Source organism: Aliarcobacter vitoriensis (assembly GCF_003316695.1).
Classification (GTDB): domain Bacteria; phylum Campylobacterota; class Campylobacteria; order Campylobacterales; family Arcobacteraceae; genus Aliarcobacter; species Aliarcobacter vitoriensis.
Genome location: NZ_PDKB01000012.1, coordinates 12,939 through 25,624, shown reverse-complemented (window position 1 = coordinate 25,624; position 12,686 = coordinate 12,939). Strand labels below are relative to the sequence as shown.

General features: G+C 26.0%; 15 protein-coding genes. 9 read left to right on the top strand and 6 right to left on the bottom strand.

Annotation, left to right across the window (positions count from 1 at the left end; translation table 11 throughout):
- Nucleotides 1-903, bottom strand: coding sequence for a GGDEF domain-containing protein (locus CRU91_RS07710; protein WP_222718426.1), 903 nt, complete (start codon nucleotides 901-903; stop codon nucleotides 1-3).
- Nucleotides 900-1,496 (bottom strand): MBL fold metallo-hydrolase, encoded by a 597-nt coding sequence (locus CRU91_RS07705; protein ID WP_113894650.1) that lies wholly within the window; start codon nucleotides 1,494-1,496, stop codon nucleotides 900-902. The genes CRU91_RS07710 and CRU91_RS07705 overlap by 4 nt, the downstream gene beginning before the upstream one ends.
- 56 nt (nucleotides 1,497-1,552) lie before the next feature.
- On the opposite strand from CRU91_RS07705, the gene CRU91_RS07700 reads away from it, so the two are divergent.
- Nucleotides 1,553-2,371, top strand: coding sequence for a ferritin-like domain-containing protein (locus CRU91_RS07700; protein WP_113894649.1), 819 nt, complete (start codon nucleotides 1,553-1,555; stop codon nucleotides 2,369-2,371).
- Nucleotides 2,372-2,429: 58 nt separating this feature from the next.
- Here the strand turns inward: CRU91_RS07700 and CRU91_RS07695 are convergent, their stop codons facing one another.
- Entirely contained in the window at nucleotides 2,430-3,023 is a 594-nt protein-coding gene (locus tag CRU91_RS07695; protein WP_113894648.1) for a hypothetical protein, read from the bottom strand.
- Nucleotides 3,024-3,055: 32 nt separating this feature from the next.
- Complete coding sequence (gene dnaJ, locus CRU91_RS07690; RefSeq protein ID WP_113894647.1) at nucleotides 3,056-4,165, bottom strand: molecular chaperone DnaJ; 1,110 nt, start codon at nucleotides 4,163-4,165, stop codon at nucleotides 3,056-3,058.
- Nucleotides 4,166-4,273: 108 nt separating this feature from the next.
- Between dnaJ and recR the strand changes: the two genes are divergently transcribed.
- The 3 genes from recR to CRU91_RS07675 are packed head-to-tail and all read left to right on the top strand — an operon-like array spanning nucleotide 4,274 to nucleotide 5,955.
- Nucleotides 4,274-4,846, top strand: coding sequence for a recombination mediator RecR (gene recR, locus CRU91_RS07685; RefSeq protein ID WP_113894646.1), 573 nt, complete (start codon nucleotides 4,274-4,276; stop codon nucleotides 4,844-4,846).
- A 1-nt stretch (nucleotide 4,847) separates the two neighbouring features.
- Complete coding sequence (locus CRU91_RS07680) at nucleotides 4,848-5,030, top strand: uracil-DNA glycosylase (protein ID WP_113894645.1); 183 nt, start codon at nucleotides 4,848-4,850, stop codon at nucleotides 5,028-5,030.
- A 1-nt stretch (nucleotide 5,031) separates the two neighbouring features.
- Entirely contained in the window at nucleotides 5,032-5,955 is a 924-nt protein-coding gene (locus CRU91_RS07675; RefSeq protein WP_113894644.1) for a dUTP diphosphatase, read from the top strand.
- Nucleotides 5,956-5,987: 32 nt separating this feature from the next.
- Here CRU91_RS07675 and CRU91_RS07670 read toward each other — a convergent pair whose 3' ends face one another.
- The gene (locus CRU91_RS07670; RefSeq protein WP_113894643.1) at nucleotides 5,988-6,197 is read right to left on the bottom strand and encodes a malate dehydrogenase; all 210 of its coding nucleotides are present in this window, start codon (nucleotides 6,195-6,197) and stop codon (nucleotides 5,988-5,990) included.
- Nucleotides 6,198-6,246: 49 nt separating this feature from the next.
- On the opposite strand from CRU91_RS07670, the gene CRU91_RS07665 reads away from it, so the two are divergent.
- From CRU91_RS07665 to CRU91_RS07645, 5 genes are all read left to right on the top strand, one after another.
- Complete coding sequence (locus CRU91_RS07665; RefSeq protein WP_113894642.1) at nucleotides 6,247-7,221, top strand: SLAC1 anion channel family protein; 975 nt, start codon at nucleotides 6,247-6,249, stop codon at nucleotides 7,219-7,221.
- A gap of 4 nt (nucleotides 7,222-7,225) precedes the next feature.
- A complete protein-coding gene (locus CRU91_RS07660) occupies nucleotides 7,226-8,245 on the top strand; it encodes an aldo/keto reductase (RefSeq protein WP_113894641.1) in 1,020 nt (339 codons plus the stop codon).
- A 71-nt stretch (nucleotides 8,246-8,316) separates the two neighbouring features.
- Nucleotides 8,317-10,866, top strand: coding sequence for a methyl-accepting chemotaxis protein (locus CRU91_RS07655; protein ID WP_113894640.1), 2,550 nt, complete (start codon nucleotides 8,317-8,319; stop codon nucleotides 10,864-10,866).
- A 73-nt stretch (nucleotides 10,867-10,939) separates the two neighbouring features.
- Nucleotides 10,940-11,638, top strand: a complete 699-nt coding sequence (locus CRU91_RS07650) for a response regulator transcription factor (protein WP_113894639.1) — start codon at nucleotides 10,940-10,942, stop codon at nucleotides 11,636-11,638.
- Nucleotides 11,639-11,658: 20 nt separating this feature from the next.
- Nucleotides 11,659-11,868, top strand: coding sequence for a hypothetical protein (locus CRU91_RS07645; RefSeq protein WP_113894638.1), 210 nt, complete (start codon nucleotides 11,659-11,661; stop codon nucleotides 11,866-11,868).
- Between the two features lie 2 nt (nucleotides 11,869-11,870).
- On the opposite strand, the gene lgt is transcribed toward CRU91_RS07645, so the two are convergent.
- Nucleotides 11,871-12,686, bottom strand: coding sequence for a prolipoprotein diacylglyceryl transferase (gene lgt / locus CRU91_RS07640; RefSeq protein ID WP_113894637.1), 816 nt, complete (start codon nucleotides 12,684-12,686; stop codon nucleotides 11,871-11,873).

Below are 12,686 nucleotides of genomic sequence, written 5' to 3'. Positions count from 1 at the left end.
CTAAAAAAGCTCTATTTTTGATGTTTCTTCTTCACTAAATATAAACGCTTTACTTCTACCACTATTTTTTGCTTCTCTTATTGCAATATCTGCTTTCTTTATAATTGTATCTAAATCTTCACCATCTTTTGGATAAAGCGCAATTCCAATACAAATAGTTTTCATTAAAACCTGCTGAGTATAGCTATCTACAACTATTTTTTCTTTTTTAAAAGAATCTATTAATTTATTTGCAACAAGTAAGGCATTTTCTTCTTCATTTATATTTTGTAAAAGTACTAAAAAAGCATCATTAGATACTCTTACAACTAAATCAGAATCTCTTACACCTTCTTTTAATACCTTTGATAATCTTTTTATTACTTTATCACCAATTTCATAGTTAAATTCATCTAAAACAGCTTTGAAATGGTCTATTCCAACTTTTAAAAATGCTATTTTTTTTCTTTCTCTTAATGCTAGGCTAAATATTGATCTTATGTAATGATTTAGATAAGTTCTATTGTAGCACCCTGTTAATGTATCAATAATTAAAATATCTGATATAGTATTTTCCAAATATTTAGCATAAATATTAATAGATAAAATTTCAAGAGATATATTAATATTTGTATTATTTTGTTTTACGTTATTAAGTATGCTTTTATCATTAAAAATTAGTCCAAAAGTTAATTCAAGGTTTTTTGATACTTTTAGTTTATATGTATAAAAAAAGGATTCTTCATCTTCTATTGAATTATCAAAAATGAGGCTAGATATATCATTCTTTTTGAGAAATATTTTTAGATATGAGATTTGAAAATTTATTTTTAAGAATTCAAAAATTTCCAAAAAAATTTCATTTTGTTCAGTTAAAGTTAATTTATGAGATAATTTTGTTAAATTTTCAAAAAAATTACTCATCTTATATGTCTTTCCCATTGTTTTAGATTATCAACTTCATCATAAAGTGTTGTTTTATCTCCATGCCCTGGATAGATATGAAAGTTTTTATCCCATTTTAAAATCTTTTTTAAACTTTTTTTCATATCTTGTGCATTTGAATTTGGGAAATCAAATCTTCCTATTGTTCCTTTAAAAATAAAATCTCCACTAAATAAGGTATCATCTATTTGTATCACACTACAACCAGGAGTATGACCTGAAAAATGGTGAAATTTTATTTTTATTCCTTCAATTTCAATTTCCTCATCTGGTTTTACTAAAACGTCTGCACTAGATGGTGGCATACCAAGATTATAAGGATTTAAAGTAAGCATAAATTCATCATCTACTGGAGTATATAATTTTATATTAAAGAGTTCTTTTACTTCTTGATTTGACCAAACATGATCAAAATGTCCATGTGTATTCAATAAAGCAATAGGATTCGTACTATTTTGTTTTATCCAAGCAGTTGCATTTACTCCTGGGTCAATAATAATATCTTTATCATTTATAGTTACTATATAGCAATTTGTTTGATAATCACCCATAGGATGAACTTTAATATGCATCTTAAACCTTAATTAGCTAAAATTACTCAATTATATCTAAAAAAAGGTTAATTTATATGGATTATTATGAAGTTCTAGAAGATATTTTACTGACTGATTTACCAAAAGATAAGATTGAAAAATTTATATATTTTTATGAAAAATTTTTGACTAATAGTGTATATTTTAATGATGACTATATACCACCAATTATACAATCACCTTCTTATTCAACATTCTTAAATATTGTAAAACCTATATCTTTACCCGAAATAAAGAATTTTAGAACTATTGAAGGAAAAAAATATCTAGTGCATACTATTTTGCATATTGAGTATAGTGCAGTTGATTTGGCGTTGGATGCTGCTTTGAGATTTAAAAATATGCCTTTAAAATATTATCAAGATTGGCTTGAAGTTGCTAATGATGAAATAAGACATTTTTTAATGCTTGAAGATTTGATGCATCAATTAGGTGGTAAATATGGTGATTTTCCTGTACATAAAAATCTTTTTGAAGCTATGGAACAAACAAATGATTTTTTAAGTCGTATGGCCTGTGTTCCAAGATATTTGGAGGCAAATGGTCTTGATCAAAATCCAAAAATTATGCAAAAATTAAATTCTAATAAAGATGAATTTAATACAAAATTTATTAAAGCTTTGGAAGTTATATTAAAAGAAGAAGTTGATCATGTAAGAAAAGGTGATATTTGGTTTAAATATGAGTGTAATAGACTTAATTTAGAGCCAGAAAGTACATATTTAGATTTAATAGAAAAAGTTTTTCCTGGTAGTTCAAAAAGAAAAATGGACTTAAATTTTAGTGCTAGAAAAGAAGCTGGTTTTTCTTGCAGTGAACTAAAAAAATTATCAAAACAAGAAGATTGTTTTTAAATTATTGTATAAAATATCAAGATTTATAGTATTAATAATCTTGATATTTTAAGTAATTTTAGTAAATTGAAGTTAAAAATTTTAGTTTAAGAGTAGAATCAATATATTCTACTTTTATATTACTATTAATTTTTTCTGATGCTAAAACACCTTGTAAAGTTTTAAAAACATGCCAAAATTTTTCATTAAAAGGAATATTAATCTCTTTTATTCTATTTTCTTTTATAATTTCAGCAATAGTTCGTACACTGTAGTAATAAAAAATTTTATTTTTTGCTCTTTTAATTCTATAGTCTTTCATTAAACTTAGATTTGTTTTATAAATATCTTTTTCTATGTCACTTAAGTGAGTTCTTTTTTCGATATCTTCAAGCTCTAAATCCAAATGTTTTTTATAAGCATCTATTTTATTTTCAATTTCTTTGTCCAAAGATGGAAAAAAATCTATCATTTTATTGTGTAGTTTACTAATATTTTCTTTACTTATTTTTATATTATATGAGTGATTCTTATGTGATTCATAGTTGTTTTTTAAAGCATTTATGATTTCATATACATAAGGTAAATAGATAAATTTATCATCTTTTCCTTGTTTAAATGCAATTCCATGTTGGCTTATAATAGGTCTAAAACCTACATAATCTAATTTCATTTTATATTTCCCCTTTTTTACAATTTATATTTTTAAGAAAACCATTTCTTAACTTTGTCAAATACTCCTTCGAATTTTGCTTCATGAGGAGTACTTTCTAATCCAAAACTTTCTTGAAGTTTTTCTAAAAGTTCTTTTTGTTCACTGTTTAGACTTTGTGGATATTCTATCTTAATTTGAACAATTAAGTTACCTTTACCATATCCCTGAACAGATTTTACACCTTCATTTCTAAAAGTAAATTGTTGTTTATCTTGTACTCCTTTTGGAATATTAAGTTCTAATTCACCTCTTAAACTTGGTATTTTTATTTTTGTTCCTAATGCAACTTGTGTAAAGAAAATAGGTGCTTCAAAATAAATATCATCATCATGTCTTACAAAAAGAGAATCTTCTTTTACATTTACTTGAAGGTATAAATCTCCTCTTTGTCCGTTTGGTGCAATATTCCCTTTATTTGAAACTCTTATTCTCATTCCATCATTTACACCTTCTGGAATATCAACTTTGAAGTTATCTTTTAATTCTTCATAACCAGAACCTTTACAAGAACTACAAGAATCTACTTTTGCTTGCCCACTTCCAGAACAGTTTGGACATGTTTGTGCAAAAGTCATAAAGCCTTGTCTTGAATGTACTTGTCCTACTCCACCACAAGTTTTACAAGTAGAAAGTTTTCCATCTTTTGCACCAGTTCCACTACAAGGTTTACAAGCAGTTTTGTATTTGTAATTTATCTCTTTTTTGCACCCAAAAACAGCTTCATTGAACTCTAAAGTTACATCTACAGTTGTATCAAGATTGTAGTTATATGTTTTTCTCTCTTTTCTTCTTGAATTTGTTCCAAATCCAAACATCTCTTCAAACATTGAACCTAAATCATCGAAACCACTAAATCCACCTCTATTTGAATGTCCTTCAAGTCCAGACTTTCCATATCTATCATATAAAGCTCTTTTATCATCATCACTTAGAACTTGATAAGCTTCATTTATAGCTTTGAATTTTTCTTCAGCCTCTTTGTCATCAGGATTTTTATCTGGATGATACTGCATAGCTAACTTTCTGTAAGCTTTTTTAATAGTAGATTTGTCCGAAGTTTTATTTACTTCCAATAATTCGTAATAATCAATTTCAAGCAATTTTAAATCTCCAAAAATATAATAAAATTTTATAAAGCGTGCATTTTAACTAAAAACTAAATAATTTCTTATTAAGCTGATTAATTTTTATTTCGATATAATCCCAAAATGAATAGAGGATTAGAAAAATTTTATGAATTAGTTGAAGCTTTTGAATCTCTACCAACTATTGGTAAAAAATCAGCTTTAAGACTTGCTTATCATATTGTAATGAATGATAACTATTGCGGTATAAAAATAGCTCATAGTATAGAAAATGCATTAAAAAGCATAAAAAAATGTAAAAGATGTGGTTCTATGAGTGAAAATGAGATTTGCGAATATTGTTTAGATGAAAGTAGAGATAAAACAAAGCTTTGTATTGTTCAAAGTGCAAAAGATATATTTATTATTGAAGAATCAAAAGAGTTTGATGGACGATATTTTGTAATAGATGAGTTAGTTATTGATGAGATTATTAAGCTTCAAGATTTTATAAAAAATAATGAAGTTAAAAATATACTTTTTGCTATAACTCCATCTATTGCAAATGATGCTTTTATATTGTTTATTGAAGATAAACTAAAAGATTTTGATATAACTTTTACAAAAATTGCCCAAGGTGTTCCAACAGGAGTAAGTCTTGAAAATGTTGATTTATTATCTTTATCAAAAGCCATTCAAAGTAGAGTAGAGGTTTAAAATGCAAAAAAGAGTTGTATGCCAAAAATGTATGCACTATTTTGTAACTTGGGAAGTAAATAAACCTCATGGATGTAAATCTTATGGATTTAAATCAAGAACTCTTCCTTCTATTGTTGTTAAAAATAGTAGTGGTGAAGATTGTAAACTTTTTATAGAAAAAAAATTTGAAAATAGGAGTTAGTTTGTTATATAAAGATTTTAAAGAAGCAATAAAAAGTGTAGGTTTTAACTCTGTAGATGAGTTTATAACTTATGCCAAAATAAGCTCAGATGAAGTTTTAGTTTGGATAGAAAATGATGAAGTTCCATATTTGGTATCATTACTTATTCATACTTTAAAAGGTGATAAAGATGTTTTACCTGCTAGTATATCTTTAGAAAATATTGTTGAAGAGTGCTTACCTCTTGCAACATTACTAGAAGAAGCTTCATCTTTTCCATCAAAACTTGAAGAGATGTTTTTATTACAAAAACAGTTAAATGACTCAACAAATGGGAATCATTGGGAGTTAGGAATAAATAAATTTGGAAAAGAGATAAATTGGCTTAGATGTATTCATATGGAGGTTGCTGAACTCATAGATTCAACTCCATGGAAACATTGGAAAAATATAAATTCAAGTCCAGATATGAACAATATTCATGTTGAATTGGTTGATATTTGGCATTTTTTAATGAGCTATATTTTACAAGAAACAAATGTTCCAAAAGCAGTATCTTTAGTAAATACTCATTGTATATATGAAGCATCAAGTGAAATAGATATAAAAGCTGTTGTGAAAGAAGCTGAAAAATTATCATATGTTTCTTTAGCAATTGATACAAAAAATATGCCATCTTTTAGTGGAATAGAAAGATTTATAGAACAGTTTTTTAGAACTTGTAAAGTAGCTGGATTGTCTTTTACTTGGCTTCAAAAATTATATATTGGTAAAAATTGCTTAAATCAATTTAGACAAGATAATGGCTATAAAGAAGGAACTTATATAAAAGTTTGGAATGGTAATGAAGATAATGTAGTAATGGTAAGTTTACTAGAAAAAATGGAAGATGTAAGTTTTGTACATTTATATGAACAACTAGAAGTTGAATATAAAAAGAACTAATTAAGATAGCATAATATTAACTTATGTTAAGCTTATGCCTTAGGATTTAATTTTATTTTTAGATTTTTGGGTAAATGAGCAAAAGCCATTTTGCTATTTTTAACAAACTTATCATTTTTAAAAATAGCAACTTCTACATTCATAGAGTTTTGATTAAAGTTTAGTAGTTTTATAATCTCATTTTTTTGCGTAAATGTAAAATTTTCATATTTTAAATCTACTAATTTTTTACTTTTTGCCAAATTAACTCCAAAATTTAATATAAATAATTTTACAAAAATAGGATTTAAAATGCAACAAGAGAGTATAAAAGCAATTCCTTCAAATAGATTGCAGTTTTTCCCAATTATGATGTTTGCAACAGTTATGGGACTTGGTGGTTTGACACTGGTTTTTGAAAGATTATATGCAACTTTTAATTTTCCAAAAATCTTTGCTACAACTTTAATAAGCATAACAACTATTTTATTTTTTACTTTAGTATTTACATATCTTTTAAAAATTATAAAATATAAAGAAGAGGTTATAAAAGAGTTAAATCATCCAGTAAGAATAAACTTTTTTGCAGCAAGTTCAATATCAATGCTTATATTATCAGCAACTTATAGAGATTATTACATGGAAGCTTCAGAAATGTTTTTTTATGTAGGTGCCATTTTACATATATTTTTTACTTTTTATACAATTAGGTTTTGGATAAATAGTGATTTTGAAATAGTTCACTCAAATCCAGCTTGGTTTATTCCAATTGTCGGAAATTTGATAGTTCCTATATCTGGAATTGGTTTTGTAGATAGTCAAATATTGATTTTTTATTTTTCAATAGGGATATTTTTTTGGATTATTCTGTTTTCTATTATTTTAAATAGAGTTATCTTTCATAAGTCTTTTGCAGCAAAATTTATGCCAACAATGTTTATATTAATAGCACCACCAGCAATTGGTTTTATTTCATATATAAAATTAAATCAAACTTTAGACTTTTTTTCGCAAATGCTATTTAGTTTAGCTATATTTTTTGTTATTTTGCTATTTTTTATGTATAAGAATTTTTTAAAAATTAAGTTTTTTATATCATGGTGGGCATTTACTTTTCCTATGGCAGCCGTGAGTTTAAGCACTATTTTAATGTATGATTTAACAAGAAATTCTTTTTATGAAATTTTGGCTTATATATTAAGTGCAATGACAACTATTATAGTGCTTTTAGTTACTTTTAAAACTATAGAGCATATATTAAAAAAAGAAATTTGTATTATGGAGTAAGATTATGGAATATCGATATATTGGTAAAAGTGGTTTAAGAGTTAGTTCAATTTGTTTAGGAACTATGACTTTTGGAAGTAGTACCTCAAAAGATGAAGCATTTAAGATTTTGGATAAGGCTTATGATAAAGGTATAAATTTTTTTGATACAGCAGAACTTTATCCAGTAACTCCTACAAAAGAGACTATTGGGAATACAGAACTTATTGTTGGAGAATGGCTTCAAACAAAGCCTAGAGATAGCGTTATATTAGCTACAAAAATAGCTGGAGCAGCTTCTGGTTGGTTTGTACCGCCAGTACGACATGGATTTACTGCCATTGATAGTTTTCATATAAAAAGAGCTGTTGAAGGTAGTTTAAAAAGACTTCAAACTGATTATATAGATTTATATCAAATGCATTGGCCTGATATTATTGTTCCAATAGAAGAGAGTTTAAAAGCTTTTGATGATTTAGTAAAAGAGGGAAAAGTTCGATATCTTGGAACTTCAAATGATAGTGCTTACGGACTTACAAAAGCAAATGAAACTAGTAAATTCAAAGAATATGCTAGATTTGAATCTATTCAAAATAATTTCTCACTATTAAATCCAAGATTTTTTGATGAATTAGCAAATGTTTGTAAAAGAGAAAATATCTCTCTTTTACCATATTCTCCTATGGCTGGTGGAGTTTTAAGTGGAAAATATAATAGTGATTTTATAGCTCCTGATATAAGATTTTCTATATATTTAAAAGAAAAAAATAAAAGAGTTCAGGCTATGGCAAATAGATTTGTAAATAGCAAAACTTTGGAAGCAACACAAAAATATTTACAATTAGCAAAAGATTATGAAGTTAGTCCAGTTACTTTAGCAATTTCATACTCTAAACACTTTGATTTTATAGCTTCAACTATAATTGGAGCTAGAAAAATAGAACAATTAGATGATAGTTTAAAAGCTTTTGATTTTAAAATTGATAGTGAACTATTGTGTAAAATAGAGGCTATTCAAAGAGATATTTTATATCCCATGGGATAATAAAATATAATTTTTATTAATATTTAAATAATTATAAACTAAAATGCTTCAATTTAGATAAAAGGGGCATAATGAAAAATTTAACTATTAGTTGGAAATTTACTATTATCAATATAGCTGTTACTATATTGGTTTTAGTATTTGGATATTTAATTTTAAATAAATACAAAAATGATTTGACTTCAGAAGTTTACAAAAAAGTTACTACTTCTTTAAACTCTTTAAGTGATTTAAAAATTGAAGCAAAATTAGATGTTGGTATTTCTAATGCAATTTCAATAGCAAATGATTCATCAATAAAAGAGTCTTTAGCTACGAATAATCGAGAGCAAGCTATAAAAACTTTAGCTCAACTATCTTCTAAAATGAAAGAATCAACACCATTTCAAAATATTCAGATTCACCTTCATACAAAAGATAATAAATCTTTCTTGCGATCATGGAAACCAGCAGATTTTGGTGATGATTTAAGCTCTTTTAGAGCAAGTGTTGTAAAAGTAAATAGTCAAAAGAAAGCAATAAATGGATTTGAAATAGGAAATGATGGATTGAGTATTCGTTCAGTTGTACCTATTTTTGATGAACAAAACAATCATGTTGGTTCTATGGAGTTTATGCAAGGGCTAAATTCAGTTGCAAAATCTTTTCATGAAGAGAATAAATCATTTCTACTTTTGATGGATGCAAGTTTGGCAACATCTAAAATAAAAGATGAAAATAAACTTGACAGATATGTAATATCACAAAAATTTATAAACGAAGATTTTTTAGCAGATACTAAAAAAATAAATTTTAATAAACTTTTACAAGATAAATATCTTATAACTGAAAAATATTTTTATACATATTCAGAAGTTAAAGATTTCTCTGGTAAAAATATCGGTATTTCTTTGATTGCAGAGCCAATATCAGATGTTACAAATGAAATAGAACAAGCTTCAAAAATAATATTTGTAGCTTTATTTATTCTAGTTGCATCTCTTTTAATAACTATGTTTATATCTTTATTAAATATGCGAAATGGAATTATAAAGCCGATTTACAATTTAAAAAAATCTATAGATGAAGTAGAAGTTAATTCTGGTGGGCAAAATAAAAGAATAAAAGTTTTATCAAACGATGAAATAGGAGATGTTGTTACAAGTTTTAATAAATATTTAGATTCTATTGAAATTGGTTTACAAAAGGATAACTTAGTAATACAAGAAGCGAAAGATATTATAGAAAAAGTTAATGCTGGTTTATTTAACGATAAAATAAAACTCAAAGCTAATTCAAATAGTGTGAATTCTTTGATTATAGAAATTAACAGTATGATAGATAGAATGGGTAATAATCTTTTGATTGTAAGTGAAGCTTTAGTTGCATTATCAAATGCAAAGTTTGATTATGAAGCTCCTAAAATAGATAATATTACAGGATTAATAGCATCTTTATTAAATGGAATTTTAGTAACTCAATCAACAATTAATGAAATTATGTGTTTAATTGATAAATCAAGTGTAGAATTAACTTCTAGTTCGAAAGAGTTGGCACAAGCTTCATCAAATTTAAGTAACTCATCAAATATTCAAGCTGCAAGTCTTGAAGAAACAGCGGCTGCAATTGAAGAAATTAGTGCAACGATTACTAGAAGTACAGAAAATGCTATAAATATGTCAAAATATGCTCAAAATGTTATAAAATCTACAAAAATAGGTAAAGATTTAGCGTATAAAACGTCAACTTCTATGGATGAAATAAATAATCAAGTAAATCTTATTAATGAGGCTATTTCTGTTATTGATAATATTGCTTTTCAAACTAATATATTATCATTAAATGCTGCTGTAGAAGCTGCAACAGCAGGTGAAGCTGGAAAAGGATTTGCTGTTGTTGCAGCAGAAGTTAGAAATCTTGCAAGTAGAAGTGCAGAGGCTGCTAAGGAAATAAAAGATTTAGTAGAACATGCAACAAAAAAAGCAAATGAAGGGAAAGAGATTACTTCTAATATGATAGAAGGGTTTAATGAATTAAATGAAAATATTGATATTACAATAAAACTAATTGAAGATGTTTCAAATGCTTCAAAAGAACAACAATTAGCTATGAGTCAAATAAGTTCAACTGTAAATAGTTTAGATCAAGCTACCCAAAAAAATGCATCTTTAGCTTCAACAATCAATGAAATGGCATCAAAAACTTTGGAACTTGCAGATGAATTAAATGAAGCTATAAATCAAACAAGTTTTGATAAATCAGCAATTAAAAGAATTTGTGATACTGGTATGATTGTTGAGATAAATAGATTAAAATCAGACCATATAAATTTTAAAAATAAAAATTTTGCACAGTGTAAAATGGGGCATAGTTTTACTGTAACAAATTCAAAAGAGTGTAATCTTGGTAAATGGTTAAATGCTCATGAAAATCATGAGTTTGCAAAAACACAAGAGTGGGAAGATTTGAAAATAGCTCATGATAATGTACATAGTTTTGTTCAAAAAACTATTGATTTATACTCTGAAAATAGTTCAAATGACAAGATTTTAGAACTTTCAAATAGTATAGAAGCTAATACTACTAAAGTTTTTAAGTCTTTAGATTGTATCAGAGAAATTAATTGTAACAAAGAAAAATAATAAAATACTTTGACAAAATAGTCATTTTTTTGTTATTATTCTACATATTAAATTATTTATATAAAGAGAGAACATGGAAAAGAGTATAAAAAACATTAGAAAAGTAAGTAATATAAAAGTATTTGTTATTAGTGATGATATAAGTACTAAAGAGCAAATTAAAACGAACTTTGGCACTGAATTTAAAGATATTAAAATTATATCAAGTAGTGATGATATAAATACAAAAAGCATCTCTAATGCAGATATTATTGTAGTTGATTTAGACATTAAAGAGAGTGTTTTTGAAGATATTTCTTTAAAAATTCAAAGTGTGGCTTCTTTTGTTCCAAAAATAGTAATATCTTCAGATGATATTGAAAGTAAAGTTTTCAGTGCAATTAATATTCAAGCATATACTTTTTTACTTAAACCATTCGATTTAATAAATCTAAGAATGGCAATACTTATGTGTGTTAATCAGACAAAAAGGTCTGATAAAATAGAGTTAAGTAATGGAATCTATTTTGATGAATATAGAGATCAATTTTTCAAAAAAGGTGGAGCTATTATTGATTTCACAAGATTAGAAAAATCGTTCTTAAAACTTTTAATAGATAGAAAAGACGAAGTTACTGATTACTATATGATAAAAGAAGTTGTATGGAAAGGTAAAGAAATGAGTATTTACACTATGAGAAATATTGTAAATAAAATTAGACAAAAGACGTATTATGAGATTATAAAGAACCACTCTGGTAGAGGTTATACTATAGATATTGTAAAGAATTAATTTTTTAATAGGTGTGTAAATTGGAAGAAATTATTGTTTCAAAAGATGAGTTAATAGAACTATTTGAATCTGAAAGAATTGTCGATACTGGTAAAGGTTGGTATATGGATAATGGTTTTATTGATCTTATTGCTCTTCACGAAATTGAACCAAAATTTCTTCAAGATATTGCAAATGCAAAACTTTATAAGATTTTAAAAAAAAATAAACCTTTTAAATTTAACAAGTAGTTTTAAAATACTTGTTTTTTTCTTCTTAAATAATATAAACTTAAGCAAATTATTAAAATTACTAACGATTGTAAAATTCCCATTGTTAGCCAATTACCAGCTAAAAATCCAAGTTGAGAATCTGGCTGTCTATAAAACTCTGCAATAATTCTAGCAATTGCATATAAAATTCCATACATTAAAGCTAATTGTCCATCAAAAGTCTTTCTTTTTCTAAGATAAACTAGTATGGCAAATACTACTAAACCTTCTAAAATTGCTTCATAAATTTGTGAAGGGTGTCTTAATACTCCATCAACATAAATTCCCCAAGAAACATCAGTAACACGACCTACTAATTCTTGATTGAAAAAGTTTCCAATTCTTCCAAATATATACGCAGCACTAATCCCAAGAACTGCAATATCAGTTATAAACCAAAAAGATACTTTTTTTCTAATAGAGAATACATATGAAGCTATAATAAATCCTAAGAATGCTCCATGATAACTCATACCAGATATTCCAACATAAGTACCATTAACATAAGGATTAAATATTTGCCAAGGATGTGAAAGATAATACATTGTTTGAGTATCATAAAATAATACATAACCAATTCTTGCTCCTAAAATTACACCAATTTCAGCCCACCAGATATATGAATCAAAAATATCATCAGAAATATTGATATTATCATATTTTATAAACCACTTTGCTATAAATATAGCACTTAAAAGTGCCAGAGCATACATAATCCCATACCAATGAACAGCAATTTCTCCAATATTAAAAGCTACAGGATTAAAGTGAGAGTATATATTTTGCCAAAATTCCAT

Coding starts and splice junctions, on each gene's coding strand:
- CRU91_RS07705 (WP_113894650.1), bottom strand. CDS start 1,496: ATGCATATTAAAGTTCATCCTATGGGTGATTATCAAACAAATTGCTAT.
- CRU91_RS07665 (WP_113894642.1), top strand. CDS start 6,247: ATGCAACAAGAGAGTATAAAAGCAATTCCTTCAAATAGATTGCAGTTT.
- lgt (WP_113894637.1), bottom strand. CDS start 12,686: ATGGAATTTTGGCAAAATATATACTCTCACTTTAATCCTGTAGCTTTT.
- CRU91_RS07680 (WP_113894645.1), top strand. CDS start 4,848: ATGCAAAAAAGAGTTGTATGCCAAAAATGTATGCACTATTTTGTAACT.
- CRU91_RS07650 (WP_113894639.1), top strand. CDS start 10,940: ATGGAAAAGAGTATAAAAAACATTAGAAAAGTAAGTAATATAAAAGTA.
- CRU91_RS07700 (WP_113894649.1), top strand. CDS start 1,553: ATGGATTATTATGAAGTTCTAGAAGATATTTTACTGACTGATTTACCA.
- CRU91_RS07660 (WP_113894641.1), top strand. CDS start 7,226: ATGGAATATCGATATATTGGTAAAAGTGGTTTAAGAGTTAGTTCAATT.
- CRU91_RS07655 (WP_113894640.1), top strand. CDS start 8,317: ATGAAAAATTTAACTATTAGTTGGAAATTTACTATTATCAATATAGCT.
- CRU91_RS07710 (WP_222718426.1), bottom strand. CDS start 903: ATGAGTAATTTTTTTGAAAATTTAACAAAATTATCTCATAAATTAACT.
- CRU91_RS07695 (WP_113894648.1), bottom strand. CDS start 3,023: ATGAAATTAGATTATGTAGGTTTTAGACCTATTATAAGCCAACATGGA.
- recR (WP_113894646.1), top strand. CDS start 4,274: ATGAATAGAGGATTAGAAAAATTTTATGAATTAGTTGAAGCTTTTGAA.